This window comes from Shewanella inventionis (assembly GCF_014641855.1).
GTDB lineage: Bacteria > Pseudomonadota > Gammaproteobacteria > Enterobacterales > Shewanellaceae > Shewanella > Shewanella inventionis.
Genome location: NZ_BMII01000042.1, coordinates 1 through 12536, shown reverse-complemented (window position 1 = coordinate 12536; position 12536 = coordinate 1). Strand labels below are relative to the sequence as shown.

Annotated in this window: 11 protein-coding genes; 2 read left to right on the top strand and 9 right to left on the bottom strand. The window is 40.5% G+C overall.

All coding sequences use genetic code 11. The annotated features are described in order from the left end of the window. Positions 1-47 precede the first annotated feature (47 nt). Positions 48-998 (bottom strand): LysR family transcriptional regulator, encoded by a 951-nt coding sequence (locus IEW93_RS19140; protein WP_188740839.1) that lies wholly within the window; start codon positions 996-998, stop codon positions 48-50. Between the two features lie 109 nt (positions 999-1107). Between IEW93_RS19140 and IEW93_RS19135 the strand changes: the two genes are divergently transcribed. Beyond that, positions 1108-2688, top strand: a complete 1581-nt coding sequence (locus IEW93_RS19135; RefSeq protein WP_188740838.1) for an isocitrate lyase — start codon at positions 1108-1110, stop codon at positions 2686-2688. Between the two features lie 273 nt (positions 2689-2961). Here the strand turns inward: IEW93_RS19135 and IEW93_RS19130 are convergent, their stop codons facing one another. From IEW93_RS19130 to IEW93_RS19115, 4 genes are all read right to left on the bottom strand, one after another. Then, positions 2962-3531: a hypothetical protein gene (locus IEW93_RS19130; protein ID WP_188740837.1), complete on the bottom strand. Its 570-nt coding sequence runs from the start codon at positions 3529-3531 to the stop codon at positions 2962-2964. Positions 3532-3567: 36 nt separating this feature from the next. After that, on the bottom strand, positions 3568-4215 hold the full coding sequence (locus IEW93_RS19125; RefSeq protein WP_188740836.1) for a hypothetical protein: 648 nt from the start codon (positions 4213-4215) through the stop codon (positions 3568-3570). A 67-nt stretch (positions 4216-4282) separates the two neighbouring features. Then, positions 4283-5755, bottom strand: coding sequence for an HlyD family type I secretion periplasmic adaptor subunit (locus tag IEW93_RS19120; protein ID WP_188740832.1), 1473 nt, complete (start codon positions 5753-5755; stop codon positions 4283-4285). Continuing rightward, the gene (locus IEW93_RS19115) at positions 5739-6971 is read right to left on the bottom strand and encodes an ATP-binding cassette domain-containing protein (protein WP_308419236.1); all 1233 of its coding nucleotides are present in this window, start codon (positions 6969-6971) and stop codon (positions 5739-5741) included. The genes IEW93_RS19120 and IEW93_RS19115 overlap by 17 nt, the downstream gene beginning before the upstream one ends. 121 nt (positions 6972-7092) lie before the next feature. On the opposite strand from IEW93_RS19115, the gene IEW93_RS19110 reads away from it, so the two are divergent. Further along, on the top strand, positions 7093-7785 hold the full coding sequence (locus IEW93_RS19110) for a transposase (protein ID WP_188740835.1): 693 nt from the start codon (positions 7093-7095) through the stop codon (positions 7783-7785). A gap of 3 nt (positions 7786-7788) precedes the next feature. Here the strand turns inward: IEW93_RS19110 and IEW93_RS19105 are convergent, their stop codons facing one another. Genes IEW93_RS19105 through IEW93_RS19090 form a run of 4 tightly spaced genes read right to left on the bottom strand, consistent with a single transcriptional unit; the run spans position 7789 to position 12465 of the window. Beyond that, positions 7789-8145 (bottom strand): hypothetical protein, encoded by a 357-nt coding sequence (locus tag IEW93_RS19105; RefSeq protein ID WP_188740834.1) that lies wholly within the window; start codon positions 8143-8145, stop codon positions 7789-7791. Positions 8146-8177: 32 nt separating this feature from the next. After that, positions 8178-8996, bottom strand: a complete 819-nt coding sequence (locus IEW93_RS19100) for a hypothetical protein (protein WP_188740833.1) — start codon at positions 8994-8996, stop codon at positions 8178-8180. A gap of 33 nt (positions 8997-9029) precedes the next feature. Then, positions 9030-10502, bottom strand: coding sequence for an HlyD family type I secretion periplasmic adaptor subunit (locus IEW93_RS19095; protein ID WP_188740832.1), 1473 nt, complete (start codon positions 10500-10502; stop codon positions 9030-9032). Next, on the bottom strand, positions 10486-12465 hold the full coding sequence (locus IEW93_RS19090; protein ID WP_229706718.1) for a type I secretion system permease/ATPase: 1980 nt from the start codon (positions 12463-12465) through the stop codon (positions 10486-10488). The genes IEW93_RS19095 and IEW93_RS19090 overlap by 17 nt, the downstream gene beginning before the upstream one ends. Positions 12466-12536 lie beyond the last annotated feature (71 nt).

Sequence of the window (12536 nt, the reverse complement as noted above, 5' to 3'; positions counted from 1 at the left end):
GTTAATTTACAACATATACGTAACTAAAAATCACAATTACAGTAAGATTAAGCATCACCTCTATTTATCTCTTCTGCGGTTTTAGTGATAAGTTGCCGCATCCATTGATGTGCCGGATTATGTTGAAGCAGAGGGCTCCAAGCCATAGTCAAGGCAATGGGATGAATAATAAAAGGCGGCGGAACAATGCTCACCCGTTCATTATTGATATGATGACGTGCCATCTTACTTGGTATGGTTGCGATCAAATCTTGTTGCTCAGCCAACAAACAGGCTGCTTGATAATGGCGGGTAAAAACGGTGATCTGGCGCTTAACACCCATTCGCGTTAATGCTTCGTCAACCCAACCCAAGCGCTGAACATCATCTGGGTTCATCCCTACCCCAACACCCATACCCGTTTTACTCACCCACACATGCTTAGCTTTTAAATAACTGTCTAACGTAAACTTCTTTAAAACAGGATTACCTTTACTAATCAAGCAACTAAAGTCATCACTCCACAATACTTTTTGATGAAATGATTGCGGAATACTGTCAAAACGGTTGATCACCATATCGACTCTTCCTTGTTCTACATCAGGGAAACTGACATCACTTGGGGTCATGATATCTAAAATAATGTTGGGGGCTTGAGTACGAAGCTTGGCAATAAGCGGCGGAATTAACGTCGCTTCAGCATAATCACTTGCCATAACACGGAAGACTTTATCGCTTTCGAGTGGATCAAAATGGGCACGCGGTTGCACGGCTTTTTCCAGCCCAATAATCAGCTCACTAATAATGGGTTGTAATTCATTTGCACGTTCGGTCGGCGTCATCCCCTGACTAGTGCGAATAAGTAAAGGATCGTCAAACAAGTTTCGTAAGCGTTTTAGGCCGTTACTCATTGCAGGCTGGCTGATCCCAAGTTGGTCTGCAGCTTTAGTCACATTTCTTTCACGCAGTAAAACATCTAAATAAACAAGGAGGTTCAAGTCGATACGAGATACATTCATATGGTGAATACTGAAGATAGTAAGCATAAATTAGGTTTATTTAACCAAATCTGACTATTATTTTCAACGTAATCAATCGCCGCTAATCCATTTTTTAAGGAATAAATACATGACTCACTACAAAAGTAATATCGATGAAGCTGCTACCTTGATTAATTCTGAAGGTAGTGCATGGAATGCCATCAACCCAGAGTCAGTCGCTCGTATGCGTCTACAAAATCGCTTTAAAACTGGGTTAGACATCGCAAAGTACACTGCTAAGATCATGCGTGAAGACATGGACAACTACGACAAGGACTCATCGCAGTACACTCAGTCTTTAGGTTGCTGGCATGGTTTTATCGCCCAACAAAAAATGATCTCGATTAAAAAACATCTTTTAACCACCAAGCGTCGTTACTTATACCTTTCAGGTTGGATGGTCGCGGCACTGCGCAGTGAGTTTGGTCCATTACCTGACCAATCTATGCATGAAAAAACCTCTGTTGCTGCATTGATTAAAGAGCTGTACACCTTCTTGCGTCAAGCTGATGCCCGTGAACTAGGTGGCCTTTTCCGCGAATTAGATAATGCCAAAGAGTCAGATAAAGCTGCGATTCAACAAAAAATTGAAAACTTCGAAACCCATGTTGTACCTATTATTGCCGACATTGATGCCGGTTTTGGTAACGAAGAAGCCACTTATTTAATGGCAAAACAAATGATTGAAGCCGGTGCTTGTTGTATTCAATTAGAAAACCAGGTGTCAGACGTAAAACAGTGTGGCCACCAAGACGGTAAAGTCACCGTTCCACATGTTGAGTTTTTAGCAAAAATTAACGCAGTTCGTTATGCATTTTTAGAACTCGGTATCGATGACGGCGTCATTGTTGCGCGTACCGACTCATTAGGTGCAGGCTTAACGCAAAAAATTGCTGTCACTAAAGAACCAGGCGATTTAGGCGATTTATACAATAGCTTCCTTGAAGTTGAAGCCGTTGATGCTGCAAACCTTGAAAACGGTGATGTGGTATTTAAGCAAGGTGGCAAACTGGTAAAACCGGCTCGTCTACCAAATGGCTTATTTAAGTTCCGTGCTGGTACGGGTGAAGAACGTTGTGTACTTGATTGTATTACTTCACTACAAAATGGCGCTGATTTATTGTGGATTGAAACTGAAAAGCCTCATGTATCGCAAATTGGTGGCATGGTTAACGAAATCCGTAAAGTTATTCCTAACGCCAAGCTTGTATATAACAACTCGCCATCGTTTAACTGGACGCTTAACTTCCGTCAGCAAGTATTTGATGCAATGAAAGAAGCAGGACAAGACGTTTCAGCTTACGACCGCGCTCAATTAATGAGTGTTGACTACGATAGCACTGAGCTTGCTATCCAAGCTGATGAAAAAATTCGTACCTTCCAAGCTGACTCGTCACGTGAAGCAGGTATTTTCCATCACCTTATTACACTACCGACTTACCATACAGCAGCATTGTCTACCGACAACTTGGCTAAAGAATACTTCGGTGACCAAGGTATGTTGGGTTATGTTGCCAATGTTCAACGTAAGGAAATCCGTGAAGGAATCGCCTGTGTTAAACATCAAAACATGGCTGGTTCAGATATAGGTGATACACACAAAGAGTACTTCTCTGGTGACCACGCGCTTAAAGCGTCTGGTAAAGACAACACAATGAACCAGTTCTAAGACAGCTTCTATAGTCTGATTTTATAACTGCTTGTGTAAAAATTGATTAACCCAAATAGTGACTAGCTTAAGCGATGTTTTTGAAGTGAACATCGCTAACAGCGAAAACTAAACCCAAAAGGCCTGCTTAAAATAAGCAGGCCTTTTTATGTGTAGTATTAGGGTAAAATGGTTGTTGTAAAGATAACGCTTATCGCAACAGGCTAACACAACGAATCCTGCACTTCCTTTACCGCAAATGATTAAGATATATACTGCAATAATTATGGGTGTCTATATTATTTCTCTATCATTTACTAATGTGCTTGCGCCTATACGGTTACTTAATGTTATTTCATAATCTTCGATGAGAACATCAAAAATATTACGTATTTTCTGTGCCGCGGTTTCAGTAGCTGACGGCTGAATTATAAATTGTCCTGTATTACCTGCTGCTTGGAAAATTGCATCCAAGCGCTCTTGAGGAGACATATGATTGGAATTGCTGGCGTTCAAACTGGCCAATGCTGAAGTGGCTGCTCTACGGCTCCATTCGGTATCAGTCATTGTACTAGGTTTAGGATTGGCAACCTTATAAGCGTGGATTGCAGCATCGTATTCAGATTTAATAACCAAAGCTTCAGCTTGTAAATCCTCGGCCAGTTTTCTGTCACTTATTCCGAATCCATTTGATAATATTTCAATTACATTTTTCAAAACTTGAAGGTTAAAGCCTACTCCCATGGTCGGTATACCTGCACCATCCAAATAAACCTCGGGGTTTTCATGACCACCTTCTTCTAACTGCTTAATCAACTCATAACGCTGATTTTCATATAGTGTCTGTGCTGAATTCGTTGGCATTTTTATATCCTTATAAATTTTTAAAAACAACTACTGTTAGTTTTCCATTTTTTTGTATGAACAAATTGCTCTTGTACTGACTAATTTATTCTCTCGAAAACCTCTTGGCTCGTAAATTTCTACAAGAGATTTACTTATCACTGCGCCGTAGACTCTACCATCATAAAAAAACGGCTCACCAGATTGGTTAGCATAGGACTTGTGAGTTGAAATAAAGCTAGAATCAATATTTAAATGCTTTTCATCATAAACATATGAAGAATAAGCTGCGTAGTAACGTGGCGCTTGTAAGCATTCATCCGGATAATCTTCAACTAACACAGATTCTGTATTACCATCATTATTAAAATCTAAACGCGTTATTCGGTAGCGCTTTCCTTTTTCTAGCCTTATTGCTTCATCTAAATGCTTTTGATAACTATCACTCATGACCATTCTTGCTTGCACATTAATACGCAGACCTAGCCCCTCTGGTGCAGGCTGTAACTTAGGCAGGCGAAAGCCTTTAAATTGCTCATCTGCTACAAGACCACATTGCAATGGTTTATCCACATTACGCTCTAGATAAGCCTTAAAGTCTTTACAAAGTTGCAAATTTGGATTCGAGTGGTCCTCATAGACTTCTGCCCAAGAAAATGATGAGCACATACTTGCTGAAATGATTAACAGAATAGATTTTTTCATCTATGATGATTCCTTTTGAATTACAGTCGAAAATAATTAATTTGTAAATATAGCGTTTTAATAATATTTAGCGCTCACGCGCCCCTTCACTAACTCCACGCATCAACGGTGCTAATAAAAACTCCATTAATCGGCGGGTTCCAGTTTTAATCTCAACCGTGACTGACATGCCCGGTTTTAGTTTAACCCACTTGCCATTGACATTGATTTCATCGGTTGCTAATGACGCTTTGAGCGGAAACAATAAGCCGAGCTGTTCATGCTCCACAGCATCAGCAGAAATGTCAGTGACTTCACCGTCTATTACGCCGTATTTAGTAAATGGAAAACTGTCGATTTTAATTTCCGCAATTTGCCCGATATGCACAAAGCCAATGTCTTTATTGAGTAGCCCAGCTTCGACTTCTAATTGCTGGCCACCATGCTCACTGATAGGCACGATTTTTAATAGCTCTTGCGCGGGTGTGACGATACCGCCAATGGTGGCAATACTTAGCTCTTCAACCACGCCATCAACGGGGGAAATGAGCACCCTTAACCGCGTTAGACGGTTTGCTTTGCTCAGCTCTTGCTTAATGCTTTCACTCTGTCTTGTCAGTTGGTTAATTTCTTGTAAGGTATTACGGCGCGCTTCTGACAGATAGGCGTGGAGGTTTTGCTGAGCAGAGACGATGCTTGCGGTCATTTGTTCTACATTGGCACGCTTCAATAACAAGGTTTCTTCTTGGTCAATACGCTGCTGTTTTAATTCTAAATATTGATTACGCGATACGGCCGAGGTGCCCAGCAACGCGTAATAACTTTGTTCTCGTTCAATCACTATTGGCATTGTTTTCTCTAGGCGACCAACATCTATCAGCATCGACTTTTTCTCCGCCGTCAACTTGGTAATCTCACTGTTAAAACTGTTTAGCTTGGACTGATATTCTTGCCAAATACTCTCCAGTAACAGACGTTGATTAATGGGTAATTCTGAAGTGTTAGATGTGGCAACCTTGGGTTCAATAACGTTTGATAAAGTCTTGTTTGATATAGCGTCGTTTGAAGTAAAGGAATCCATTTCAGCATGATTAATAACAGCAGCATTATTAACAACAGAATCTAACTTAGCTAAAAATGCTTTGTGACGGGCTAAATCTTCAATATATCCTTGCCATTCACTACTAAATCTGTCGGCATCGGCTTGACTAGAAGTGTTATCGAGTGCGATGAGTTTCTCACCAGCTTTAACGTACTGACCTTCTTTAACAAAAATCGCTTTAACCACGCCGGTCTCTAGCGGCTGAATAACTTTCACTTGGCCACTTGGCACAATTTTGCCCTGTGCTGTGGCGATAATGTCAATCTCAGCCCATGATGCCCATACAATCAACGTGACCATTAAAGCCATAATGATCCACAACAAAGATCGACTCCATTTAACCGGTGGCGCAGCTTGGATCTCAAGCGCGGCAGGCAAAAAGGCCAGTTTTTCTTTTGCTAATTTACGATGGGCAAGCTTAATTGCTTCTTCTGTTTGAGGCTCAGGTTGATGAGACATTATGACCATGCACGTTAGGTTTATTTTGTACAATGGGATGTATCGGCGCTTGCGCAATTGGTTTAGCCGTTATACCTAATCCATGGTGGTTTTGCAACGAGTTAAGTTGTGCGTATATTCCACCAAATTTAATTAGCTGTTGATGATTACCTTGTTCAACTAGCCTTCCTTTATCTATCACCATAATACGATTAGCATCTTTTACCGCGGATAGCCGATGGGCGATAATAAATACCGTTCGACCTTGACTGATACGGCGCATATTAGCTTGAATAATACTTTCTGATTCATAATCAAGGGCACTGGTGGCTTCATCGAAAATCAGTATTTTAGGGTTAGTGACTAATGCACGTGCAATAGCAATGCGTTGGCGTTGACCGCCTGATAATGACGAACCTTGTTCACCAATCACAGTATCGTAGCCTTCTGGTAATTCTAAAATAAAATCATGGGCACCACTAAGTTGCGCCGCATTCACCACTTGCTCCATTGGCATACTAGGGTCAACTAGGGCAATATTTTCTCTAACGGTGAGGTTGAATAAAAAGTTTTCTTGTAGAACAACCCCTACTTGCCTGCGAAGCCATGCAGGTTCAACCATGGCCAAATCAACACCATCAATAAGCACTCGGCCTGCTTCGGGTACATATAATCTTTGTATTAACTTGGTTAAGGTACTTTTACCTGAACCTGAACGGCCAACAATACCAATCACTTCACCGGGTTGGCACTCGAAGCTGATATTATTGAGTACCGGAGCCCGGTTGGGGGCATAACGAAATAACACATCGTTAAATATCACTTTTCCCTTTATATCAGGCAAGGTGGCACGATTTGGGTTATAACCAGGTTCTGATGGTGAGTTAAGTACATCGCCTAAACGTTGTAATGAAATATTTGCTTGTTGAAAATCCTGCCATAGATTAACTAAACGCATAATGGGCCCACTTACACGCTGAGCCAACATGTTAAACGCAATGAACTGCCCTATGCTTAACTCTCCAGAAACTACCGCAATAGAACCAAAATAAAGCGTTAACAAGCCGCCAATCTTGTTAATGTATGCAGCCACTTGACTGTATATATTGTTCAAGTTACTCGTTTTAAAAGAGATGTTAACGTAATCTGCCAGCTTATCTTCCCAGCTATTACGAAGTTGTGGCTCTACTGCCATGGCTTTAATGGTTTCAACACCATTGACTGATTCGACTAAAATAAATGGGGTCAGAGTAAACTTAAATTTCTTAGCTATACTTTCAAATAAATGGGGTCAGAGTAAACTTAAATTTCTTAGCTATACTTTCTAGTTCAAGTCACTTTGAACATGGAAGTTACACATGCCAAGATCCCCAAGAATTTGCCCTAACGGCATTCCTCAACATGTTATTCAACGGGGGAATAATCGCCAAATTTGTTTCACTTCTGAACAAGATTTCAAAGCCTATGCTGGTTGGCTAAAAGAATACTCACGTAAATTTCATGTTGAAATTCACGCGTGGGTATTCATGACAAATCATGTTCATTTACTTTGTACTCCTCAAAAAGCCAATGCTGTTAGCCTTATGATGCAATCACTTGGCAGACAATATGTCAGATATTTTAATTTCACATACAAGCGTACTGGCACTCTTTGGGAGGGGCGTTTCAAGTCTTGCTTAGTGCAAACCGAAGAATACTTAATCCAACTATATCGTTATATTGAACTCAACCCTGTAAGAGCAAATATGGTTAATGACCCTGCTGAATATATATGGTCGAGCTATCAAATCAACGCCCTAGGTAAGGCCTCTCAGCTTTGTACTCCACATCAGGTTTACCTTTCAATAAACCAAAACCCCCAAGCAAGGCAATCATCTTATCGGGCTCTATTTCAACATCAATTAGATGAAAAAATGATTAACGATATTCGTCAAGCAACCAACAAAGGCATGGTAATCGGTAGCGACACATTTAAAGACCAAATAGAAAAACTAACAGGGAAAAGTATGCATCCAAAAAAAATGGGGCGCCCTTTTAAGACAATAGAATAAAGTTTACTCTGACCCCACTTTATCAGTGCCGTTATAAGAAGTACCATTTCTCCATGCTTCTAATATCTGAATACCTTGCTCTTGCTCTAAAGAAAGAGTCCCCCCAAAAGAATGAGTTAACGCAGAACGGATTTGGTCAGCCTTATGAGCCCTTAAATTGAAACCATATCCTATCGTTGGGATACCAGCACTATCATTATGTACTAAAGAAACTGCGTCGCCCCCTTCAAATAGAGGTGCATTTTCTTTTCGTTTTAGCATGTTATCTCTAGCAGCTATATAAGTTGTAGCAGGGTTACCCGCAGCATCATTTAGCTCAGTATGATCGTTATAATTGTCATGTAAATTCCCTAAAGACATATGTAATTCCTTTTAAATTAATAGGTTTTAAATTAGTTAGTTACGATAAATTTTGATTCGAAAAGGCATGCGGGATAAACATCACTAGAATTACCCAAATGCATCACCGCCACTTTGATTGGTGAATTTTCTTTTATTACGGAACGAGTAGCTAGGATGTAGTAATGGCCAGCAAATCCTATAAATTCATATATCACTTGCGACCCTAGCGTACTTACAAAATCACCAACTTTTAATCCATCAAATTCTTTCCATTGCCACAAAATTTTGGAAACATTATCCAATTCCCGCTGTTTCATCATAAACTCACCAAAACGGGAAAAGTTTTTAGTGTTATATGGAATCGAAAGCACGTAAAAAGAATGCACCCAGATGCTAGATAAATAACTAGTGTTACGGTAAATAAACTCATCAACTCCATCCTTATTCAAGTCGACTACTAATTCTTCAACACGGGATGAGTTTGAATTCTTTCCGCTCATAACTTTTCTTGGAATGTTTAGGTCCGTTTGTATCATCATTTCAGGCAGACCTAAGTTGACTAGCCCTCCTTCTTCGTCCCTAAGTCTTTCCTTATTTTTTAAATAACCATGCTTTCTAGGTTTATTAATACTCGCTAAAATGTTTTCACATGTGTCCTTATTTATTGAAGACTCAATAAGGTAGAAAGAGTTCGCCTCTCTGAATTTTGTTAACTCCATTCTAGTTTTAACAGAAACTGTATTTACATCCACCTTATACTCAACTTCAATGTCTTCCGCCGAATAGGCATCGAAACTCCCACCGACATAAAGAATGCAACAGAAAATCTTGCTCAAATTGACTATTTTTTTTCTTTGAGTATCATTCATAAATATCATCTTCCTTGCATTGTTTATTCAAACCTAACGCTCACGCGCCCCTTCACTCACACCTCGCATTAACGGCGCTAATAAAAACTCCATTAATCGCCTAGTACCCGTTTTAATCTCTACCGTGACTGACATACCCGGTTTCAATTTAACCCACTTGCCATTAACGTTTATTTCATCAGTCGCTAATGACGCTTTGAGCGGAAACAATAAGCCGAGCTGTTCATGCTCCACAGCATCAGCAGAAATGTCAGTGACTTCACCGTCTATTACGCCGTATTTAGTAAATGGAAAACTGTCGATTTTAATTTCCGCAATTTGCCCGATATGCACAAAGCCAATGTCTTTATTGAGTAGCCCAGCTTCGACTTCTAATTGCTGGCCACCATGCTCACTGATAGGCACGATTTTTAATAGCTCTTGCGCGGGTGTGACGATACCGCCAATGGTGGCAATACTTAGCTCTTCAACCACGCCATCAACGGGGGAAATGAGCACCCTTAACCGCGTTAGACGGTTTGCTTTGCTCAGCTCTTGCTTAATGCTTTCACTCTGTCTTGTCAGTTGGTTAATTTCTTGTAAGGTATTACGGCGCGCTTCTGACAGATAGGCGTGGAGGTTTTGCTGAGCAGAGACGATGCTTGCGGTCATTTGTTCTACATTGGCACGCTTCAATAACAAGGTTTCTTCTTGGTCAATACGCTGCTGTTTTAATTCTAAATATTGATTACGCGATACGGCCGAGGTGCCCAGCAACGCGTAATAACTTTGTTCTCGTTCAATCACTATTGGCATTGTTTTCTCTAGGCGACCAACATCTATCAGCATCGACTTTTTCTCCGCCGTCAACTTGGTAATCTCACTGTTAAAACTGTTTAGCTTGGACTGATATTCTTGCCAAATACTCTCCAGTAACAGACGTTGATTAATGGGTAATTCTGAAGTGTTAGATGTGGCAACCTTGGGTTCAATAACGTTTGATAAAGTCTTGTTTGATATAGCGTCGTTTGAAGTAAAGGAATCCATTTCAGCATGATTAATAACAGCAGCATTATTAACAACAGAATCTAACTTAGCTAAAAATGCTTTGTGACGGGCTAAATCTTCAATATATCCTTGCCATTCACTACTAAATCTGTCGGCATCGGCTTGACTAGAAGTGTTATCGAGTGCGATGAGTTTCTCACCAGCTTTAACGTACTGACCTTCTTTAACAAAAATCGCTTTAACCACGCCGGTCTCTAGCGGCTGAATAACTTTCACTTGGCCACTTGGCACAATTTTGCCCTGTGCTGTGGCGATAATGTCAATCTCAGCCCATGATGCCCATACAATCAACGTGACCATTAAAGCCATAATGATCCACAACAAAGATCGACTCCATTTAACCGGTGGCGCAGCTTGGATCTCAAGCGCGGCAGGCAAAAAGGCCAGTTTTTCTTTTGCTAATTTACGATGGGCAAGCTTAATTGCTTCTTCTGTTTGAGGCTCAGGTTGATGAGACATTATGACCATGCACGTTAGGTTTATTTTGTACAATGGGATGTATCGGCGCTTGCGCAATTGGTTTAGCCGTTATACCTAATCCATGGTGGTTTTGCAACGAGTTAAGTTGTGCGTATATTCCACCAAATTTAATTAGCTGTTGATGATTACCTTGTTCAACTAGCCTTCCTTTATCTATCACCATAATACGATTAGCATCTTTTACCGCGGATAGCCGATGGGCGATAATAAATACCGTTCGACCTTGACTGATACGGCGCATATTAGCTTGAATAATACTTTCTGATTCATAATCAAGGGCACTGGTGGCTTCATCGAAAATCAGTATTTTAGGGTTAGTGACTAATGCACGTGCAATAGCAATGCGTTGGCGTTGACCGCCTGATAATGACGAACCTTGTTCACCAATCACAGTATCGTAGCCTTCTGGTAATTCTAAAATAAAATCATGGGCACCACTAAGTTGCGCCGCATTCACCACTTGCTCCATTGGCATACTAGGGTCAACTAGGGCAATATTTTCTCTAACGGTGAGGTTGAATAAAAAGTTTTCTTGTAGAACAACCCCTACTTGCCTGCGAAGCCATGCAGGTTCAACCATGGCCAAATCAACACCATCAATAAGCACTCGGCCTGCTTCGGGTACATATAATCTTTGTATTAACTTGGTTAAGGTACTTTTACCTGAACCTGAACGGCCAACAATACCAATCACTTCACCGGGTTGGCACTCGAAGCTGATATTATTGAGTACCGGAGCCCGGTTGGGGGCATAACGAAATAACACATCGTTAAATATCACTTTTCCCTTTATATCAGGCAAGGTGGCACGATTTGGGTTATAACCAGGTTCTGATGGTGAGTTAAGTACATCGCCTAAACGTTGTAATGAAATATTCGCTTGTTGAAAATCCTGCCATAGATTAACTAAACGCATAATGGGCCCACTTACACGCTGAGCCAACATGTTAAACGCAATGAACTGCCCTATGCTTAACTCTCCCGAAACTACCGCAATAGAACCAAAATAAAGCGTTAACAAACCGCCAATCTTGTTGATGTATGCAGCCACTTGACTGTATATATTGTTCAAGTTACTCGTTTTAAAAGAGATGTTAACGTAATCTGCCAGCTTATCTTCCCAGCTATTACGAAGTTGTGGCTCTACAGCCATGGCTTTAATGGTTTCAACACCATTGACTGACTCGACTAGAAATGAATGATTTTCTGCACTGCGTTGAAATTTTTCATTTAATCGCTTACGTAAGGTTGGAGTAATAATTAAAGACAGAGCAAGGTAGAAAGGAATAGTGCCAATAATTATCCATGTAAGTAGTGGTGCGTAATAAAACATGACTCCGAAAAAGACAAAGCTAAAAAATACATCTAGCACAACCGTTAACGATGAACCGGTTAAAAATTCGCGGATACTATCGAGCTCTTTCACTCGAGCAACCGTATCGCCTACTCTACGACTATTGAAGTAAGCTACCGGCAATGACAGCATATGCTTATATAGCTTACTGCCTAGCTCAACATCTACGCGATTGGTTGTATGCGAAAAAACATAAGTACGAAGCCCGGTCAGTATCACTTCAAAAGTGATGACAATAAAAAAGCCAACGGCAAGCACATCAAGCGTAGTCATGCCTTTATGCACTAGTACTTTATCAATTACCACTTGGAAGAATATAGGGGAAGCTAACCCAACTAACTGAATGAAAAAAGATGCCATAAAAACATCGTTAAAATAGGATTTGTATTTAATCAGTGCGGGAATAAACCAGGAGAAACCAAATGTAGCACTTTCTGTCATAACACCACTGATTAATGAGCTACGTTTTGACAATAGTAACAAATCACCATTCCAAAACTCGTTAAGCGCATCGAAAGTATAAGTAATAGGACTAGTCAGGGCGGGATCATACTTTGTTAACAGTAGGGAACTTTTTCGTATCGGCATGATCTGATCAGGCATGTTAATCTACTGAACCTAATCCATGTCCTTATTTGAACACTTGAAACTTATCGAAG

Excerpts from the sequence above, each read along its gene's own strand:
- IEW93_RS19100 (WP_188740833.1), bottom strand. The coding sequence starts at position 8,996 with ATGAATGATACTCAAAGAAAAAAAATAGTCAATTTGAGCAAGATTTTC.
- IEW93_RS19090 (WP_229706718.1), bottom strand. The coding sequence starts at position 12,465 with ATGCCGATACGAAAAAGTTCCCTACTGTTAACAAAGTATGATCCCGCC.
- IEW93_RS19130 (WP_188740837.1), bottom strand. The coding sequence starts at position 3,531 with ATGCCAACGAATTCAGCACAGACACTATATGAAAATCAGCGTTATGAG.
- IEW93_RS19120 (WP_188740832.1), bottom strand. The coding sequence starts at position 5,755 with ATGTCTCATCAACCTGAGCCTCAAACAGAAGAAGCAATTAAGCTTGCC.
- IEW93_RS19125 (WP_188740836.1), bottom strand. The coding sequence starts at position 4,215 with ATGAAAAAATCTATTCTGTTAATCATTTCAGCAAGTATGTGCTCATCA.
- IEW93_RS19095 (WP_188740832.1), bottom strand. The coding sequence starts at position 10,502 with ATGTCTCATCAACCTGAGCCTCAAACAGAAGAAGCAATTAAGCTTGCC.
- IEW93_RS19140 (WP_188740839.1), bottom strand. The coding sequence starts at position 998 with ATGAATGTATCTCGTATCGACTTGAACCTCCTTGTTTATTTAGATGTT.
- IEW93_RS19110 (WP_188740835.1), top strand. The coding sequence starts at position 7,093 with ATGCCAAGATCCCCAAGAATTTGCCCTAACGGCATTCCTCAACATGTT.
- IEW93_RS19105 (WP_188740834.1), bottom strand. The coding sequence starts at position 8,145 with ATGTCTTTAGGGAATTTACATGACAATTATAACGATCATACTGAGCTA.
- IEW93_RS19135 (WP_188740838.1), top strand. The coding sequence starts at position 1,108 with ATGACTCACTACAAAAGTAATATCGATGAAGCTGCTACCTTGATTAAT.